An 18674-nucleotide genomic window follows, 5' to 3' on the forward strand; every position below is an offset into this window, starting at 1 on the left:
ACCCAATCACGAAAGCGACGGGCGCCGCGTATTCCCGGTGGGTTGGAGTTTTGCATGCGAGCGTCACGCGCGACGGCGCCTGGGCGACGCCGATCTGGGCATCCGACCTACGTCAGGACAGCGCGCGGATATCCATCGTGATGTCGCCCATGACGTCCGCGTAGCGGAGCGCGATGTCCTTGGCGTCGTCCAGAGACGGCACATCGACGATGACGTACCCGCCGATCAGCTCCTTGGCTTCGGCGAACGGCCCGTCGAACACCTTGTGCTTGCCGCCGGTCGACACGATCCGAGCGCCCTTCGCGCTCGGCTGCATTCCCTCGGTCGCGAGCAGCACGCCGGCCCGGGTCATCTCCTCGATGAGGCCACCCATCGCCGCCATCAGCTCCGGCGCGGGCGGCGCGTCGCCTCCCGCCTCGTCGTGGCAGTGGACCGCCATGTACCGCGTCGTCGTGAGCCCCTCGGGCTTCGGCGCCACGCCGAGATCCCACATCTCCGTCACAGGCCGGATGTCGATGTCGACGTCGCCGATCAGGGCGGCGAACCGCGACACCCAGCCGATCGCCTCGTCGAGCGACGTGACGCGGAGGACCGCGAAGCCGGCGGGCACCGCCTTCGCGCCGCCGAAGGGCCCTCGGGTGACGGTGCGCCGGCCGCCGGCGAACTGGAGGCGAACGCCCTCGGAGCTGGGGCGGAGCCCATCGCCGCCGCGCAGCACCCCCGTCTTCACCAGGTCCCCCATCATCTGCCCCACACGCGCGATGAACTCGGGGCTCGGCATCGCGCCGGCTTCGGTCTGTGCGTTGGTCCTGTGCATGATCATGAAACGCATGTCCACATTCTCCTTGGTATGGGCCGACAGGGAGCTCATGAGCCGCCGCCGTCCAGCTCGACGCTCTTCTCTCGAGGTCTCCCGGAGCGGTGGCCCTCACGCGCCGGCGTGCTCGCTGCGGCCGTGCTCGTTCGTGCCCTCGCTCCGGTCCCTGGCGCTGTCTGCTCGTGTACTCTTCCCACGGGGTCGTTACCGGGAGGAAGCCCGGCGTTCAGCAGGGCGACGAACGGAGGCGCGCCGGATCGACACGCGGGAGCATTTTTTTTTCGTGCCGCCGCGGGGACGCGCCCGGGCGCGCCGGCCGTCCCCTCACGGGCCGCGCGCCTCCACGGCGGCGCTGGCCGCGGTCAGGCCGCCAGCCGATGCTCGATCTCGATCGGCGTGAGCGGCGGCGGCTGCTCGTCGATGACGAGCGCGCTGCCCGGGTGCTGGCGGACGAGCTCCTCCGTGGACTCGATCGCTTCCTGCATCGTGCCGTACGGGAGCGAGCGGGTGACGTATCCCTCGGCCGCGACCACCCAGCCCCAGCCGTCGGGGTCCGGCATGACGTGGTATGTGAGCCTCTGTGTCATGGTGTGTCCTCCCTCCGGGAGGGTGAGCTCGGCGCGCGCGAGCAGCAAGAGGCCTTCGCTCGCGAAGGCCCTACCCGTGCCGGCGCTGCATCTCCTTGAGGGCGAGCTTCGCGATCGCCCTCAGGGTGTCGAACACGCCGCGGCCGCTCGCCGCCGCGGCCTCGAACTCGGGCGCCCCGTCCGGGTTGAGGAGCTCCCGGAGCTCCGCGACATCGGCGATGCCGTCGAGATCGCGCTTGTTGTACTGGATGACGAACGGCAGCCGGCCGGGCGAGCGGCCCTCCTCGGCGAGGTTGTCCCAGAGGTCCGCCATCGACTCGACGTTCGCGTCGAGCCGGGCGCGCTGCGAGTCCGCGACGAACACGACGCCATCCAGCCCCTTCAGGATGAGCTTCCGGCTCGCCCTGTAGAAGATCTGGCCCGGCACCGTGTAGAGCTGAAGGCGCGTCCGGAAGCCCGACAGGCCCCCGAGATCGAGCGGCAGGAAATCGAAGAACAGCGTGCGATCACTCTCGGTCTTGAGCGAGATGAGCCGCCCCTTGGCGGCCGGCACCGTCCGGTCGTACACGTATTGAAGGTTCGTCGTCTTGCCGCAGAGACCGGGCCCGTAATAGACGATCTTGCAGTAGATCTCCCGGCTCGCATAGTTGATGAACGCCATCGGCGTGCTCCTCCAGAGTCGACGTTCGAGGGGAGGCAAGGCCCGTCCCCGCATTGAAAACGAAGGCGACCGTCATTCATCGCCTTGGAAGCGATGGAGACCGTCGTGAAGCGCATTGGAAACGAAGGCGATCACCGGCCGCCGCCCGACGCGGCGGCCGTGGTCGACTCCTGCGCTGGGAGGGAGGCGGCGGCCGCTCTCCCCACGATTTCATGCGCCGCGCCGGGGGCGCCGCGGCTCGCCCACGGCGCGCCGCGCGGCGCGCCCCGCTCGCTGCTCCCCGGCGCTACGTCACGCGCGGCCGGCGGCGAGCGGACGCGCCGCCGCTGCCGCCGCGAGCGGCGCCGCGCCGGTGGCGATCACGAAGACGCGTCGGCGATCGCGTGGAGGGCCGCCACGAAGCCCTCCAGGGAGGCGTCGCGCGCGTCGCTGTGCTTCACCAGCCGCTCGTTCACGGCGATGAGCTCCACCACGTCCGGGCTCGCGCCCGGGACCCGCCGGAGCTCGTGCACGGCGCGGCTCACCCGCGACGGCGGGTCGAGGCACGCGAGCGCCGACAGCGCCGCCGTCGCGCCCGCCTCGCGGCCCGCCGCGAGCGCCTCCCGCGCCATCCCGAGCAGCACAAGCGCGAAGGCGACCTGGATCGCCTCCAGAAAGCCGCGGGAGATCTCCTTGCCGCCCTGGCTGGCCTCGCTCCACGCGAGCGTCACGAGCTCGCCTATCTCCGAGAAGGCGCGCCTCGACATCAGCGTGGAGAGCGTCTCCAGGCCGTGTTTGTCCCACGCCGCCCGCGTCGTCAGCTGGCGCGCGAGCCAGGAGAGCACGGCATACGCGTCGTCCCCCGCCCGGATCGCGCCGAGCGCGATGTCCATCAGCGCGGCCCGCGCCACGCCGTGCGCCTCGAGCCAACCGAGCAGGTTCGCCCGCTCCGCGCCCCGCGGCGTCCGGCGTGCCTTCTCGAGGATCGCGTCCCGGAGCGCCGGGGGAAAATGGAGGATATCGACGCTCCAGTCCTCGTCCGAGCCGCGCGCGCGCTCCATCGCCAGCGCGGCCAGCGCGTCGTCGTCGAGCGAGAGCGCCCCGGCCCGCCTCGCCGCGAGGATCTTCGGGACCGGCAGATCGCGCAGCGCGGGGCGCTCGCCGTTCAGGCCGTCGAGCTCGTCCCCGTCGAGCAGCGGCGGCAGCCCCTTGTGGACCTTGGGCGCGAGGATGAACCCCGAGGGCCACTGGACAGGCTCGCGCCGGCAACGCTCGAGCACGCGCTCGTAGATCGCCGCCGGGACCTTGCCGCGCACGAGATCCGACAGCTCGATCCACTCCTCCTCGTCGAGCACGAGGCGCGGCACGCCCAGCACCTCGTGCTGGAAGTGCGCGGGATCCTGGATCGCGAGCCGCGCGAGCTGCCGGATCACCGGCCCGCTGAAGCCGCTCTCGCAGCGCGCCCTCCAGCGCAGGAGATCGGATGTCCCGAGCTCGTCGATGTGCTCGGACAGGAAGGCATGATCGTCTGGCTCCAGCGACGGCTGACGGAGCACATGAAAGAACGCGACGGGACGGGCACGGCCCCGGTGCGCGCGCACCAGGGCCTCAATCTCCGCCTTTCGCATGGCGTGACCTCATCACCCGAGACCCCATGTGGGATCAGGGACACTCTCAGGTCCATCGTCGCCAGGCGCGAGCGCGGCCCGTCATGACTCGTCGGTCGGTGGAATGACGGATCCTGTTCCTGACCGGTATGCCCAGGGTAGCGCCGGCGCGCCCGCTGTCAACGCGCTCGTCGCTACCCTCGCTACTCTAGCTACTCTCGCTACTCGATTACTCGATGCGCTGCCCCCGCCGCGGCTCCCGGCCGCGCGCGGGCGGGTCGACGTCGCGCGAGAGCGGCAGCTCGACGGAGAAGGTCGATCCCTCGCCGATCTCGCTCGATACGCTCACCCGCCCTCCGTGCGCCTCGACGATGGTGCGCGTGATGTAGAGGCCCAGCCCGAGCCCGCCGTAATGACGCGACGAGACGCCCCGGCGATACCGCTCGAAGACCTGCTCTCGCACGTCGGCGGGGATGCCGATGCCATGATCGGTCACCGAGAGCCGGGCGGTCTCTCCGTCCGACGCGATGGTGAGCTCGAGCGGCTTGCCCCCGCCGAACTTGATCGCGTTGCTCAGCAGGTTGGTCACGACCTGCTCGAGGCGCTGCGCGTCCCAGCGGCCGACGACCGGCCCGGCGGCGCGCACGTCGAGCGCGCAGCCCGCCCGCGCGAGCTGGTCGTCCAGGTACGTCGTGACCTCTCCTACGATCGCGCGGAGATCGATCTCGATCGGATCGAGCTCCAGGCGCCCCGCGTGGATGCGGGAGACGTCGAGGAGCATGTCGACGAGGGCGACGAGGCGCTTGGTCTGCCGCTGCGAGAGATCGACCGACGCGCGCGCCCGCTCGATGCCCTCCGCGCCGCGCGAGAGCTTCTTCTCCATCGAGTGGACGGCGAGCTGCAAGCTGGTCAGCGGCGTCCGGAGCTCGTGCGAGGCGACGGAGAGGAACTCGTCCCGCGCGCGGACGGCCTCCTCCGCGCGGGCGCGCGCCCGCTGCTCGTCCGCGAGCAGGCGGTCCCGCTGCTGCTCGGCCTGCACGCGCGTCGTGACGTCGCGGAAGCTCCAGACCCGCCCGACGATGCGCCCGCTCACGCGCTGAGGCTGGGAGTAGCGCTCGAAGACCCTCCCGTCGTCGAACGTCAAGGTGTCGATGCCGCTCGCCTCGCGGGGGTCGTCGACGCTCCTCGTCATCCTCGCTTCCTGGAGGAGCTGCTCGGAGTCCGCGAGCTGATCGAGGCAGAGCGCCAGGCGGTCGTCCTGCGAGAGGAGCACCTGCTCGGGGATACCCCACATCTCCCTGAACCTGCGGTTGTGCCGCACGGGGCGGCCCGCGTCGTCGACGACGAGGATGCCGTCCGCCGTCGAGTCGAGCGTGGCCTCGAGCAGCGCGTGCGAGTGGCGCAGCATCTCCTCGGCGCGCTTGCGCTCGGTGACGTCCGTCGCGATGCCGCACACCGCATAGGACCGCCCGTCCGGATGGCGCAGCGGGAACTTGAGGGAGAGGAAGGTGTGGATGCCGTCGGGGGCCGCGACGTACTCGTCCCTCTCGATGGGGTGGTCCTCCCGCAGCGCGGCGAGATCGTTGGCGCGCACCGCGTCGGCGATCTCGGCCGGGAACAGCTCGTGGTCGGTCTTGCCGAGGATGTCCTCGCGGCTCACGTGCACGACGTCCTCGTAACGGCGGTTGATGAGCAGGTACCGCCCGTCCGGGGCCTTGACGAACACGACGGCGGGCGTGTTGTCGAGGATGGCCTGCAGGAGCGCGTTGCTGTCGTGCAGGGACGCCTCCGCGCGCCGGCGCTGCGCGTTCTCCTGCTGGAGCTCGCCGTAGAGCCGCGCGTTCTCGAGCGAGATGGCCGCCTGCGACGCGAGGACGTCGAGGACGCCCAGCTCCGCGGTGGAGAAGGCGCCCGGGACCAGGTTGTTCTCGAGGTAGAGCAGGCCCACCGCCTCGTCCTGGCGCACGATGGGCACGCCGAGGGCCGAGCGCCGGCGGCACGACGCGCCGCCGAAATAGGGATCCATCGCGAACCGGTGGGGCACGGCCGCGTCGGCGATCGCGATGGGCTTGCGGGCGCGGACGACGGCCGTGCAGAGCGACAGGGGCACCTGCGACGGCGCCGCGAGGTGGCCGGCGGGGCCGAAGGCGTGCTCTCCGTCGCCGCTCGCCTCCACCAGGACGAGGCCCTCCGGCGATGAGAGGAGCAGGCAGCCGCGCTGCGCGCCCACGTGCTCCATGGCCACGAGCAGGAGCCGGGCGTGCAGCTGGGGCAGGACCAGCGCGCTCGAGATCTCCTGCGAGGCCTTCAGAATACCGAGCATATCCAGGTATTTGACGTCGCCACCCCCGGACGCGGGCCGCCGCGCGAGCTCGGGGTGCTGCTGGAGCAGGGCGCAGACCTTCGCCCGCGCGCCCCAGGCCTCGTAGCTGTCGCGGGCGCGCGCGAGGTAGGCGCTCGCCGCCGTGTCGAGCCCCCGCTGCTCGTAGAAGCGCGCGCAGAGCTCGCTGGCGAGCGCCTCGACCTCGATGAACCCGCCCGCGCGGGCGCCGTCGAGGGCCTGCTCGTACCCGCGCTCCGCGGCGAGCTCATCGCCCGAGAGGCGCGCGAGCTCGGCCGAGACCAGGGCCGCCTGGTGTGCGAAGTTCTCCGGGGACGCGTCCGCCAGCGCCGCCAGGTGGGCGAGGTGCGCGCGCACGGCCTCGAGGCAGGCCGGCGGGGGCGCGCGGGCGTGGCCGGCGGAGCGCGCGAGCGCCGCGTAGAAGTGGACCTGGGCGGCGCCGAGGAAGCGGCGCGCGGCGCTCAGCAAGGCGCCCGCGCGCTCCGCCGCCCCGGCGGCCTCGGCCAGATCGCCGAGGAGCACGCGCGCCTGCAGTTCGAGGAGATGGCCATAGAACGCCCTGATCGGCGCCCTCCGCGCGAGCTCCTCCGCGGAGCACCCCGGAGGGCGGCCGGGCGTGGATGGGTCGCGCAGCCGCGCGAGCAGCCGCAGCTGATCGCGGAAGATGTCCTGGTCCACCGGGACGCAGGTGCGCTCGGCGAGCGCGAGGCGCCGCGAAGCCTCCTCGGCGACGTCGTCGAGGGAGTCGCCGACGAACAGCCGAAACGCGATGAGCTGGTGGCCGAAGTAGCAGGAGAAGGCGTAGTTGCCGGCGGAGATCGCCGCGTCCAGCTCGCGCCGCGCGAGCTCCAGACAGCGTCGGACAGGCATCTCCAGGTAGCCGAGCAAGACGATGAACGTGAAGCTCGCCCTGGGCCTGTAGGGCGAGAGCTCCTCGCGCTGGGCGAGCCGGTAGCCCGCCTCGCCGAAGGCGAACGCGTCCGCGGGGCGCCCGCGCCGCTCGGCGAGGACGAGCCCGAAGGTCGCGTAGGCGGCCGCGGAGCTGCTCGTGTTCCCGTGCGTCAGCGAGAGCTCCACCGCGGCGCTGGCGGCGGCCGCCATGACGTCCCAGCTCGCGTGGTAGGCGGGCTGATACAGCGTGGCGGCGAGATCGCAGACGGCCCGGGCCCGCGGGTCGGTCATGGGCGGCAGGTCCGGGAGGGCGGCGATGGCGAGGGCGCCGCCCTCGAGGCGATCCAGGACCGCCGCGACGGCGGCGTCCACCGCGGCGGCCTCCGGGTGGCGCGGCAGGGGGAGCCCGCAGTTGCCGAAGCCCGCGACGCAGCTCTCGACGGCGGCGTCCATCGCGCCTCGCGCGACCTGGATCTCGGCGAGCAGGGCGTACACGGTCGCGGCCACGCAGCGCCCGGAGGCGCGCTCGCACAGCGACGCGCAGATGCGCTCCGCGGCCGCGAGCTCGCCGGTCGCGAACCGGCACTGGGCCAGCGCGAAGTCGAGCTCGAACGCGAGCCCGGCGCGCGCCGCCTCCCCCGGCGCGCCCGCGAGCAGCTCGGCGCCCAGCAGGAAGAACCCGATGGCCGCGGCGTGGTGGGTCGCGGCCTGCGCCTTCCGGCCCGCGCGCAGGTTGAGCTCGGCGGCCCGCGTCCGCTCCTCCGGAGACGTGATCCGCGGCGCGCCGCGGGTGATCTGGCGCACGATCTCGAAGAGCTGGGCCTCGACGCGGTCGGGCGGGAGGCCGTCGAGCAGGGCGCGCGCGGCGGCGAGGTGCGCCTCGGGCCGCTGCTCGGCGGGGGTGAGCTCGTAGGCGACCTGATGGATGCGGTCGTGCAGGAAGCGGATCTCGCGGTCGATCCGGGCGATGAGCCGCAGGGCGAAGGCCGCCTGGAGGCGCTCGATGACGGCGTCTTCCGGGCAGCCGAGGAGGAGCGCCAGCGTCGTCAGATCCGCGGCGTCGCCGAACACGGCGAACCGCCGCAAGGCGTCCTGCGTGCCCGCGTCGAGGCCGCGGAGGTTCGCGGCGATGATCTCGGCGACGTCGTCCGAGCACCTCTTCGCCCGGATCTTCTCGAGATCCCACCGGAACGCTCGGGCGGTCGTCGAGAAGCGGATCAGCCCTTCCTGGTGGAGCGTGCCCGCGAGCTGCGCGACGAACAGCGGATTTCCCCCTGTCTTCTCGTGGAGGCTCGCCGCGAGCGGGGCGACCTCCTCCCGGGGGGCGCGCAGCGAGTCGGCCACCCACGAGGTCACCGCGTCGGCGGACAGCGGGGCGATCGCGATCTCGGTCACGGCGACGTCCTGCTCGCGGAGCCGGCGGATCATCCGGCGCACCGCGTGGGAATCGGGGACCTCGTTGCTCCGGTACGCGCCGAGGATCAGCGTGTGGCGGACGCCGGGGTCGGTCGCCCAGCGCTCGACGACCTTCAGCGTCTCGGCGTCTGTCCACTGGAGATCGTCGAGGAAGACGATGAGCGGCTTCCCCGGCCGCGCGAGCGCGACGAGGAGCTGGCCGAGCGCCAGCTGGAACCGCGCCTCGGCCTCGGGGGGCGGGATCTCGGGCGGCGGGCTCCGCTGGCCGAGGATCCGGGCGAGCGCAGGGAGCATGCCGGCCAGCAGCGGCGCGTTCGCGCCCAGCGTCCCCGCGAGGCCGCGCTGCAGCTCCGCGCGCGACGCCTCGCCCTCTTCGAGGGCCTGGACGAGTGCGCCGTCCAGCGCCGCGAGGAGCGCCTCGCACGGGGCGTGGCGCGGGGCCGCCTCGCACTTGCCGCCGGTGAAGCGCGCCGCGGGCGCGCGGACCGACTCGCCCAGGCGATGGACGAGGCGCGTCTTGCCCACGCCCGGCGGGCCTGAGATCAGGACGAGCTCCGTCCGGCCATCGCGCCCGACGCGCGCCACCGCGCCCTCCAGCCGCGCGACCTCGCCGGCGCGGCCGTACAGCCCGGGGGCCAGCCGCAGAGGCGGCGGCACGTCGGCGAGGCCCGGCTGGAACGGCGCGATCCGCCCCTCCGTCCGGAGCGCCTCGCGGCACCGGACGAGATCGTGCTGGAGGCCGGCGGCGCTCTGGTACCTGTCCTCGGGGAGCTTCGCGAGCAGCTTCAGGACGAGCTCGGCCACGGTCGAGGGCAGCCCGGGCACGGACACGAGCGGCGACGGGGGGACGACCGCGGCGTGGCAGTAGAGCCATCCCAGCAGATCGTTCGCGGAGAACGGCAGCCGTCCGGTGAGGAGCTCGAACAGGATCACCCCGAGCGAGTAGAGGTCCGACCGGTGATCGATCGCCACGCCGAGGCGCCCGCCCTGCTCGAGCGACAGGTACGGCCAGGTGCAGGGGGACGGACGGGCCGATCGGGGGCTACACCGGCCCGGCGAGAGCGACCAGGGGCTGAACCCGGTCAGCTTGATGGCGTCGCCGGGCAGGAGCATCACGCGGTGCGGGGTGAGGCCGAGGTGGACGATCTGCCGCCCGTGGATCGTCGCCAGCGCCCCGGCGATGCCGGTGGAGAGCCTCAGGAACCGGCGGAGATCCATGGGGGTGCCCATGAGGCGGGCGAGCGGCGTCGCTCCGCCGTCCTGGAGGACGAGCGCGGGCTGGCCATGGAACGTGCAGATCCGCGCCGCCTCCATGGCCACGTCGCAGCCGACCAGCCGCGTCGCCTCCAGCTCGCGCCGCAGCGCCTCGTACTCGGCCGTCGAGGGGTGAGCGACCTTCAGGGCCTTGACGAGGACGCTCCGCCCCGCCGGCTCGCGCGCCCGGTAGAGCGCGAAATCCGGCCCTTCGTCCAGCACGGCCTCCGCGAGGTATTCGGTCGCTGTCTGCATGGCTCTGGCGTGCTGGGCGTGACACACGTCTCCGGGGCGCGGCTGCGCTCGAAAGCGCCTGCGCTGCGCTGCCGACCGACAGGCAGGATCGGTACCAGCGGTGAGCGGTCGGCGCCACGGCGGTCCAGGCGTCCGATGATCGGCTCGACGCGCCGGCCGCGGCGTGGCGGCCGGCCAGGGCGAGCCGCGTATATCGCAGCGCAGCCGGACGCTGTCTGCCGAGCTCGGCCTTGAGCGGACCCCTCACCGTATCGTCCGCTGGCGCGCGAGAGCGCGAGTGATGGGGGGAGAGACGACGGGAGAGGAAGCGGGGGAGACGTCAGGCCACGAGGGCCCCTGGCCCCGCGGGAACGCGCGAACTCGAGAACAGCGCGTTCATTCGTCCGCGGTCGTCCACGGTCGTCCAGGATGTCATCTGCTTGCGTCATCCCGCAATCGATTGCGCTTCCATTCCAGTCGTGCCAACTCCATTGAAGGGGACGCGCCGGACCTCTCAGCTGAAACCAGCGGCCAGGTAGCAGCTCTTTTTGGCGGTGCAGCTCGAAGGGGAGACGGCAGGTCACGCTGGCGTACAAATTGCGAGCCTTCACGCCAGACGCCCACGCTGAATGCGCCTCCGGCCCTCCGGGGGGCAAGCGCCGTGGAAGGATTCGTTCTTCATGAAAGCAAGGTTGGGAACAGCCATGATCGATCAACGACGAGCGGTCAACCGCAGGATGTTCTTGCAAGGGATGACCCAGTTCGCCTCGGTGGCCGCCGCGGCGCCCGCGCTCGGTTCGGACCCATGGAGAGGCGCATGCTCGACGACGCTCACCGCGGGGCGGCCCGAGGACGTGAGCATGAGCTCGGAGCGGCTGGAGGACGTCTTCGCGCGGATCCAGCGCCGCGTGAACGACGCCCTGTTTCCCGGCGCCACCGCGCTTGTCGCGCGGCGCGGGGTCATCGTGGGTCACCGGGCCTTCGGCAGCAAGGTCCCGGGCGCCGACGAGCCGGTGACGCTCGACACGATCTTCGATGTCCAGTCGATGAGCAAGGTGCTCTCGACGGCGGCGGCGGCCCTCGCGCTCGTGCAGGAGCGCGTGATTCGGCTGGACGCGCCGGTCGCCAGGTACCTGCCGGAGTTCGCCGCCAACGGAAAGGCGGCCGTCACCGTCTACGACATGCTCCGTTACTCGTCCGGTCTGCCGCTGGACAACCAGTGTTTGGATGAGGACGTCGAGACGGCCTGGTCCATCATGGCCGAGACGCCGCTCGAATACGCGACGGGCAGATCGGCGCTGTACAGCGATCTCACCTACCGCCTCCTCGGCCGCATGATCGAGGCCGCCGCGGGGGAAGATCTCGACGCCATCGCGAGAGAGTGCGTCTGGCGTCCTCTCGGCATGAGCGACACGATGTACAACCCGCCTCCGGAGCTCGTCGAGCGCGTCGCGGCCACGGGGTACTCCGCCCGCCGGGGGTGCCTCGTGCGGGGGCAGGTGCAGGACGAGCAGGACTTCGCGCTGGGCGGCATCGCCGGCTGTGACGGCGTGTTCACCACCGCGCTCGATGTCGCCGTCTTCTGCCAGATGATCTTGAACGGCGGCGCCTATGGCGGCGCAGAGGTCCTGCGGCCCGATCTGGTCCGGCAGATGAAGAAGAACAACACGCCCTACGTGACGGAGGCGGAGACCGACACGTCGCCCATCAACAACCTGCTCCTCGCCCCGAAGGGCCTCGGGTGGGAGATGCGGACGCGGCGCTTCTCGAGCGGCGGCATGCGCCTGTCGCCGCGCGCCTTCGGCAAGGCGGGCGGCGCCGGCACGTTCATGTGGGTCGATCCGGATCTCGAGATCATCGGCGTCCTCCTGACCAACCACGGGCTGCCGCAGCCGTTCGACGAGCTCGGCTGGAACCGCATGCTCGACAACGTCGGTTGCACCGAGTTCTTCGACGGCATCATCAACGCCGTGCACCGCTGAGCGCCGTCGCGGGCGAGCGGCCGCCGCGACAGGCGAGGATCTCGGGCGAACGCCACGCCTCCAGGTCGTTCAGGCGGCTTCCACGGGGAGCGGCTCCTCCGGCTCGACGGCGGCGGCGGCGGCGAGCGTCCGGCGCAGCAAGGGGCCGATGGTCAGGCCCTGCACCACGATGGAGACGACCACCACGACATAGGTGATGGTCAGCACCATCTCGCGCTCCGGAACGAGCGTGCCGTCCGCGAGCTTCCCGGGGATGGAGAGCGCGAGGGCCACCGAGACGCCGCCGCGCAGGCCGCCCCAGGTGAGGATGCGGATCGCCCCCGGGGTGAAGACCCTGCGCCTCTTCATGAGGCTCACCGGCAGCGCGACCGCGATGAACCGCGCGAGCAGCACGACCGGAAACGCGAGGAGCCCTGCGAGCAGCGACTGGGCGTCGAAGGCGACGATCAAGAGCTCGAGGCCGATCAAGACGAACAGCACCGCGTTCAGGATCTCGTCCATCAGCTCCCAGAAGTCGTCCAGGTGCTCGCGGGTCTTCTCGCTCATGGCGCCGGCGCGCGCCTCGTTCCCGATGAAGAGCCCGGCCACCACCATGGCGATGGGGCCGGAGACATGGATCGCGTACGCCAGGGCATAGCCGCCCGCCGCGGTCGCCAGCGAGAGCAAGACCTCGACCTTGTAGTCGTCGACCTGCCGGAGCATGGCGAGCGTCACGAAGCCGAGCGCGAGGCCGTACAGCACGCCGCCGATCGCCTCCTGGACGAACAGCAGCGAGAGCCGCTGCAGATCGAGGCCCGACGTCCCCGACGCGATCTCCAGGAGCCCGATGAACGCCACCACCGCCACGCCGTCGTTGAAGAGCGACTCTCCGGCTATCTTCATCTCGAGCTCCTTGGGCGCCCCCACGTGCTTGAGGACCCCGAGCACCGCGATGGGATCGGTGGGGGAGATGAGCGCGCCGAAGAGCAAGCAGTAGACCGGCCGGATGTGCACGCCCATCAGCGTCATCAGGGCGTAGGTCATGCCGCCCACCAGCACGGTGGACATGAGCACTCCCCCGGTGGCCAGGATGCCGATGACGACCCGCTGCTTCTTCAGATCCGCCAGGTTGACGTGCAACGCGGCGGCAAACAGGAGAAAACCGAGCATCCCCTGCATCAACGTCTTGTTGAAGTCGATGCCATGGAGGTGCTCCTTCGCCTCGGCCTCCACCTCGGGAAACAGCTCTCCGATGGCCACCATGACGAGGGACGTCGTCATCGCGATCAGCATCAACCCGATCGTGGTCGGCAGCTTGAGGACCCGATGGTTGAAGAAGCTGAAGATCGCAGCGAGCGAGAGCAGCGCTGCCGAGACTTGGAATAGATCCATGCTCCCAGGCTTACAGGCGGACGCGCGCCGGCTCGAGCGAGGCGCGGAGACGTCCGGATAAAAAGTTGCACGTCAAAGTTTCACCGAGGGAGAAGGAAATCCAAGCCGACTCGAAATGTCAAGCCTCGATCGCGGGACCTGCGCCGGGCTGCTCGAAGGCCGGGGGCGCGACAGAGAACCCCGCCCTGTCGAGGCGGCACGAACGACGCTACTCCTTCCGCTGCAGCCGGCCCGAGCGACCTTCACGGCGGCATGCGCCTGTCGCCGCGCGCCTTAGCGCGCCTCGTCCCTTCCCGGACGTCTGACGACGTGTGTAGACCTCCCGCGGACGCTTTACACCGTCCTACCGAGCGGCGAAATGTGCGTGTTGCTGCGGCAGCTTCACCTCCAGCCTGGTGATGAGACGTGCGCCTCGTCGGCGCCTGCGGCGCCGTTCGCGCCTCCGAACCTGTGGTCGGCGCCGCAACCGCGCGCGGTGAGCGCCGTAGATGGGTCGTCGGCCGCGGGGCGATGGCGGTCCTTCGATATTGCCGGTATCCTGCTGTGCAATGGCTCGTTTCCTGTAAAGGCATCATCTGAACCCGAAGAATCACGGTGTGCGTCTCGCGAGCCGTGCGACGCTGGCTCACGACGTTCCCGTGGGGAGGAGAGCATGAGCGAATCAGCAAACATCGATGACCCGGGCGCTGCCGCGCACACAGGGGAGATCTCGCGCCGCTTCTTCTTGCGGGCGTTCGCCGGGGGTGTGGCGGCCCTGTCGGGCGCATGTGATGGGATGGCGCCGGTCGATGCGCCTACGGCGGAGGCGCTGTCGGAGCTCACGCGGGCGAGCGGGGGTCAGCTGGCGGATCTCATCCGCCGGAAGCGGGTGTCGTCGCTCGAGGTCGTGGAGGCGCACCTGGCGCGCATCGCGAAGATCAATCCGCGGCTGAACGCCGTGGTGAAGCTCCGCGCCGACGAGGCGAGAGCCGAGGCGCGGGCGGCGGACAAGGCCCTGGCGAGAGGCAAGCCGCTCGGCCCGCTGCACGGCGTGCCGATGACGATCAAGGATTCCATCGATACCGCCGGCGTCGTGACGACCGGCGGGACGAGCGGGCGAACGAATTTCGTTCCGGCGGAGGACGCCACCGTGGTCCGGCGCCTCAAGGAGGCGGGGGCGATCCTGCTGGGCAAGAGCAATACGCCCGAGATGACGTGGTCTTACGAGACGAACAACGCCGTGTACGGGCGCACCAACAATCCGTATGGCCTCGACCTGTCGCCGGGCGGCTCCAGCGGGGGGGCGGGCGCCATCGTGGCCGCGGGCGGCTCGCCGTTCGACGTGGGGAGCGACACCGGCGGGAGCATCCGCGTGCCGTCGCATTTCTGCGGGATCGCCGGGCTCAAGCCGACCTCCGGCCGCATCTCGCGGACGGGCCATATCGTCCCGGCGGAGGGGCTGCTCCAATCGTTCACCGTGCTCGGGCCGATGGCCCGCTCGGTCGACGATCTCTGGCTGCTCTTCAGCGTCCTGGCGGGGCCCGACTGGCGCGACGCGGCGCTGATCCCGGCGCCGCTCGGCGACCCGAAGCACGTGCGGCTGAGGGATCTGCGGATCGCGATGCACACCGACAACGGGATCGCGGCGCCGGACGCGGCGGTGCGCCAGGCGGTGGTGGACGCGGCGGCGGCGCTGGAGGCGGGCGGCGCGCGGGTGGAGTCGAAGAAGCCCGACGCGCTGAGCGACGTGCTCACGATCGACGCGGATATCTTCCGGGCGGACGGCAGCGCCTGGTTGAGGCGGCTCCTGGATCTGGCCGGGACCACGGACCCCGGCGCCGAGGTGGACGCCGCGCTCGCGAGCGAGCCGCTGTCGAGCGGTGAGCTGACCGCGGCGGTCGAGCGGCTGGACGCGTGGCGGGGGCGGATGCTCGGCTTCATGAAGGATGTCGACGCCATCGTCTGCCCGCCGTGTGTCCTCGAGGCGCTGCCCCACGATGCGTGGGTCGAGCACGGGGCCTACGCAGGATTCAGCTACTCGTTCGCTTACAACATGACAGGGTGGCCGGCGGTCGTCGTGCGCGCGGGCACCTCGTCGCGAGGAACGCCGGTCGGCGTCCAGATCATCGGCCGCCCCTTCCGCGAGGATGTCGTCCTCGCCCTGGCCGGCCACATCGAGCGGGAGCTCGGCGGCTACAGAGCGCCCGCGCTCTGACGGGAGCGCGGTCCACGCTGCCGCGGCGGGCCGGGTGGCCTCCGCGGGCTCCAGCCCGACCCGTGTCGGGTTTCCGCATGTCTCGACGGGGCTTGTCCCGACGACGCTCCGGACGAGGGGGACGCGGCTATCGGGGGACCAGCACCGACACGCTGTGGGCCGGCATCGCGTAGGTGAAGGCGTTCGTGGCGCGCGGCGCGATCGGATCCGCAGGCACGAGATCGGCCTTGGTGGACGTGAGTTGCCACGCGTCGATGGCCGTGTAGCTCTCGTGGGCGGCGAGGGTCACCGCGGCCGTGAGCGGGGCCGCGGTCTTGTTGATGGCGACGAGGACCATGCGGCTCGGATCGGCCTCGTCGATGCTCGCGTACACGGTGGCCTTGGCGACGTCGCTCGTCTCGGCGCGGACGGACGTATCGCCGAAGCGCGCGCCCTGCCCGTCGTAGCTCGTGAAGGCGCGCACGCCGGCCCGGAGCATCGAGACCTCTTCGCCGGGATCCCAGATCGTCGCGAGGAACACGCCCTCGCGGCCGAAGACGCCGAGGGCGTCGGCCTGCGCGATCGCGCCGGAGATGTGGTTGCCGCCGCCGTAATTGTACTCGGTGATGCCGATGGCGGTGCCCGGGTAATGGGCGTCGATGAGCCCCTGGAGCCAGGGGATGAGCGTGATCGGGCCCTGCACGACGTCGTTCGCGATCCAGCTGTCCTCGACGAAGGTCGGGTCCCAGAGCGAGCGCGGCGCCTGGACGCGGGCCTCGACCGACTCGGGGGAGGCGTCGGAGCCCGTGATGCGCTCGCCGTTCGCGTAGATCTCCGTGTACCAGTGCAGGTCGAGCACGTCGACCAGGCGGCGCCCCTCGCTCATCTCGGCGGCCTTCATGGCGTCGAGCCAGTGCTCGATGAAGTTGCCGTCCGCGTCGGGCGCGTCCTGGAGGCTGACATAGCCCGAATACCCGTAGGAGACGAAGCCGGTGACGAGCGCGTTCGGCGCGACGTCCTTGATCGCGGAAGCGAATTCGATGTTCTTGTCGACGAGCTCGGCGTAGCGCACCGGCTCCGGGTGGATGCGCTCGTGGGTGTGGTTCCAGAGGTCGGGCTCGTTGTCGAGCGAGAACAGGACGCTCGCGACGTCGCCTTCGAAGGCGTCGGGGAAGGCCTGCTTCATCCAGGCGACGAACTCGTCCTGGTACACGGCGTTGTCGTCGAGATCGGGCGACGAGGAGAAGGGAGCGCCCTTGCGCGCGATCGTCGGATGAAAGCGGGTCTCGAGGTAATTCCGGGTCTGATTGACGTCGCCGCCGCCGTCCTTGTCCGCCGCGACATACCCGCAGATGGGGATGGTCGCGATGAAGGCGGCGCCGTGCGCCAGCGCGCCCTCGGCGTGCATGCGCACCGCCTCCCCGGGGACATCGCCGTTCGGGCTGTTCCCGGCGAGGTGCGCGTCGTTCTGGTGCATGTAGTCCGAGCCGGCGTTGGAGGCGTTGTTCTCCCAGTTGTACGCGGTCATGCGGTTGCCGCCCATGCGCACGACGGTGGTGCCGCGCTGCTCGCCGTCCAGGTCTTCGGCCCAGTTGGCGCCATAGATGAGCCGGCTGATGGGGCGCACATCCCGATCGGCGCGCACGGTGAAGGTGACATCACCCGGCCCGGGATCACCGGGCTCGACGAGGTCCGCGGGAGGATGGCCGCCCGACCCGCCCTGACCGCTGCTGGCCGTGCCGGCGCCGCCGCCAGCAGCGCCGGCGCCAGCAGCGCCGGCGCCGCTGGCCGCGCTGGTGCCGCCGCCCGAAGCGCCGGCGCCGCCGCTGCCAGCAGAGGGGGTGTCGGCGTCGTCGCCGCAGGCGAGGAAGGCGGCAGATGCGAGGAGGAGCAGCGTGGCGTGCAAGACGGGAGCATGTCGAGAGAGCATGCGGTGCATGGTAGTCCATCCCTCCGCGGGATCGCGGCGCGTGCTGGCGTGGTCAGACCTGGATGCCCGCGAGCGGCGACGTGACCCGCCCCGCGTCGACGCCGAACTCCGTCACGTTCAAGCCCATGATCTGGGCGATCGTCAGGAGCGCCTTGCTCAGGTTGTCGCCGGGGAAGTTGCGGTGCTCGTCGCCGCGCAGCCGCCCTCCGGCCTTCCCGGCGAAGAGCACCGGCCATTCCGTCCTCGTGTGCACCTTGCCCCACGCGGTGTCGGACGTGACGTACACGAGCGAGCTGTCGAGCAGGTTCGAGCTGCCGTGCGGCGTGCTCTTGAGCTTCGTCAAGAACTCGTTCAGGCAGCGCATCGTGTACATCACGCCCTTGTCGACGCGAGGCTGGCTCGATTGATCCCCGGCGTCCCCGTGGCAGATGGTGTCGTGAAAGTCGTCGTTCATGTCCTGCGCGAGGTGCCGGTAGTAGACGTGCGCGGCGGGCAGCGAGAACATGAACGAGAGCACGCGGGTCCTCTCGCAGGCGAGCGCGAGCGCCGAGAGCTCGACCATGGCGGAGTTCACCGCAGGGGGCGCCTCGCTCTGCGCGTCCTTGCCGACGGTGGGGGCCGTCGGGCTCTTGCACGCCGACGTCGAGCCGCCGCCGGACGGCATGCTCTCGAGGCGCTGCTCGATGGCCCGGATCGACTCGAGGTGCTCGTCGATACGATGCCTGTCGGCCGCCCCGAGCCGCTGCTTCAGGCTCGCGCCGTCCTGCATGACGGAGTCGAGCACGCTCTTCCGGACGTTCGCGAGCTTCGCGGCCTGCTCCGCGCCGTCGTCGCTGGGCTCGGGCAAGCCGTTCATGAACAATCGGTTGAACACGGCCTTCGGATCGAACTCCGCGTTGTTGCGCGCGTTCGGCCCCCTGTGCGAGACCGTATGCAGCGAGTCCTGAGGGCCGTTCGGCGTCGCCGGCGTCACCCCCACCTCGAGAGAGCGGTACGGCGCCCCCTCCGAGATGGCGTTCGCGACGACCTGGTCGATGGACGCGGCCCGCACGGCGTTCCCGCTGAGCGGCGCGCCGGTCGTGGCCCCCGCCGATCCCGTGGGGTGCTCGACGCCGGAGACCACGAGCTTGTTCTCGAGGCCGCTGATCACCGTGAGATACGACTTGAGGTCCGCGAGCGGCTGGAGCTCGGGGCTGAGGTCCCAGGCCTGACCGGAGCCCGTGCGCGTCGGCTTCCAGCGACCGGGCAGCGTGCCGTTCCCGAAGAACCACGTGACGTAGAGCGGCGAGACCGGGGTCTTCGTCTGGGCGTGCGCCGTGCCGCTCTCGTTCAGCATGATCTCCAGCAAGGGGAGCGGGATGGTGACGGCAGCGCCCGTCGCCAGAATGCCCCGGAGAACAGTTCGTCGGCTCAAAGCTTTGTTCGTCATGG

Annotated in this window: 10 protein-coding genes; 2 read left to right on the forward strand and 8 right to left on the reverse strand. The window is 71.2% G+C overall.

Translation table 11 applies throughout. The features are described 5' to 3' along the window. Nucleotides 1–112: 112 nt before the first annotated feature. From WMF34_RS07870 to WMF34_RS07890, 5 genes are all read right to left on the reverse strand, one after another. Nucleotides 113–832: a YciI family protein gene (locus tag WMF34_RS07870; RefSeq protein WP_437992893.1), complete on the reverse strand. Its 720-nt coding sequence runs from the start codon at nucleotides 830–832 to the stop codon at nucleotides 113–115. Nucleotides 833–1179: 347 nt separating this feature from the next. After that, nucleotides 1180–1404, reverse strand: a complete 225-nt coding sequence (locus tag WMF34_RS07875; protein WP_012234126.1) for a DUF2188 domain-containing protein — start codon at nucleotides 1402–1404, stop codon at nucleotides 1180–1182. Between the two features lie 70 nt (nucleotides 1405–1474). Continuing rightward, on the reverse strand, nucleotides 1475–2065 hold the full coding sequence (locus WMF34_RS07880; RefSeq protein WP_012234127.1) for a GTP-binding protein: 591 nt from the start codon (nucleotides 2063–2065) through the stop codon (nucleotides 1475–1477). A 359-nt stretch (nucleotides 2066–2424) separates the two neighbouring features. After that, nucleotides 2425–3672 (reverse strand): hypothetical protein, encoded by a 1248-nt coding sequence (locus WMF34_RS07885; RefSeq protein WP_012234128.1) that lies wholly within the window; start codon nucleotides 3670–3672, stop codon nucleotides 2425–2427. A 208-nt stretch (nucleotides 3673–3880) separates the two neighbouring features. After that, the gene (locus tag WMF34_RS07890; RefSeq protein WP_437992894.1) at nucleotides 3881–9808 is read right to left on the reverse strand and encodes a PAS domain-containing protein; all 5928 of its coding nucleotides are present in this window, start codon (nucleotides 9806–9808) and stop codon (nucleotides 3881–3883) included. A 683-nt stretch (nucleotides 9809–10491) separates the two neighbouring features. On the opposite strand from WMF34_RS07890, the gene WMF34_RS07895 reads away from it, so the two are divergent. Next, nucleotides 10492–11769, forward strand: coding sequence for a serine hydrolase domain-containing protein (locus tag WMF34_RS07895; RefSeq protein WP_012234130.1), 1278 nt, complete (start codon nucleotides 10492–10494; stop codon nucleotides 11767–11769). A 69-nt stretch (nucleotides 11770–11838) separates the two neighbouring features. On the opposite strand, the gene WMF34_RS07900 is transcribed toward WMF34_RS07895, so the two are convergent. Further along, on the reverse strand, nucleotides 11839–13140 hold the full coding sequence (locus WMF34_RS07900) for a cation:proton antiporter (protein ID WP_012234131.1): 1302 nt from the start codon (nucleotides 13138–13140) through the stop codon (nucleotides 11839–11841). A 652-nt stretch (nucleotides 13141–13792) separates the two neighbouring features. Between WMF34_RS07900 and WMF34_RS07905 the strand changes: the two genes are divergently transcribed. Then, nucleotides 13793–15334: an amidase gene (locus tag WMF34_RS07905; protein ID WP_437992895.1), complete on the forward strand. Its 1542-nt coding sequence runs from the start codon at nucleotides 13793–13795 to the stop codon at nucleotides 15332–15334. 127 nt (nucleotides 15335–15461) lie between these two features. Here the strand turns inward: WMF34_RS07905 and WMF34_RS07910 are convergent, their stop codons facing one another. Together WMF34_RS07910 and WMF34_RS07915 are read right to left on the reverse strand one after the other, a co-directional pair. Further along, complete coding sequence (locus WMF34_RS07910; protein WP_437992896.1) at nucleotides 15462–17243, reverse strand: glycoside hydrolase family 44 protein; 1782 nt, start codon at nucleotides 17241–17243, stop codon at nucleotides 15462–15464. Nucleotides 17244–17295: 52 nt separating this feature from the next. Continuing rightward, entirely contained in the window at nucleotides 17296–18657 is a 1362-nt protein-coding gene (locus WMF34_RS07915; RefSeq protein WP_437992897.1) for a DUF1552 domain-containing protein, read from the reverse strand. Nucleotides 18658–18674: the final 17 nt, after the last annotated feature.

The organism is Sorangium sp. So ce145 (assembly GCF_051525985.1).
In the GTDB taxonomy this organism is placed as follows: domain Bacteria; phylum Myxococcota_A; class Polyangia; order Polyangiales; family Polyangiaceae; genus Sorangium; species Sorangium cellulosum_B.

What these genes read in the sequence shown, in the direction of transcription:
- WMF34_RS07870 (WP_437992893.1), bottom strand. Translation starts at nt 832, where the DNA reads ATGCGTTTCATGATCATGCACAGGACCAACGCACAGACCGAAGCCGGC.
- WMF34_RS07875 (WP_012234126.1), bottom strand. Translation starts at nt 1,404, where the DNA reads ATGACACAGAGGCTCACATACCACGTCATGCCGGACCCCGACGGCTGG.
- WMF34_RS07910 (WP_437992896.1), bottom strand. Translation starts at nt 17,243, where the DNA reads ATGCTCTCTCGACATGCTCCCGTCTTGCACGCCACGCTGCTCCTCCTC.
- WMF34_RS07890 (WP_437992894.1), bottom strand. Translation starts at nt 9,808, where the DNA reads ATGCAGACAGCGACCGAATACCTCGCGGAGGCCGTGCTGGACGAAGGG.
- WMF34_RS07905 (WP_437992895.1), top strand. Translation starts at nt 13,793, where the DNA reads ATGAGCGAATCAGCAAACATCGATGACCCGGGCGCTGCCGCGCACACA.
- WMF34_RS07880 (WP_012234127.1), bottom strand. Translation starts at nt 2,065, where the DNA reads ATGGCGTTCATCAACTATGCGAGCCGGGAGATCTACTGCAAGATCGTC.
- WMF34_RS07900 (WP_012234131.1), bottom strand. Translation starts at nt 13,140, where the DNA reads ATGGATCTATTCCAAGTCTCGGCAGCGCTGCTCTCGCTCGCTGCGATC.
- WMF34_RS07885 (WP_012234128.1), bottom strand. Translation starts at nt 3,672, where the DNA reads ATGCGAAAGGCGGAGATTGAGGCCCTGGTGCGCGCGCACCGGGGCCGT.
- WMF34_RS07895 (WP_012234130.1), top strand. Translation starts at nt 10,492, where the DNA reads ATGATCGATCAACGACGAGCGGTCAACCGCAGGATGTTCTTGCAAGGG.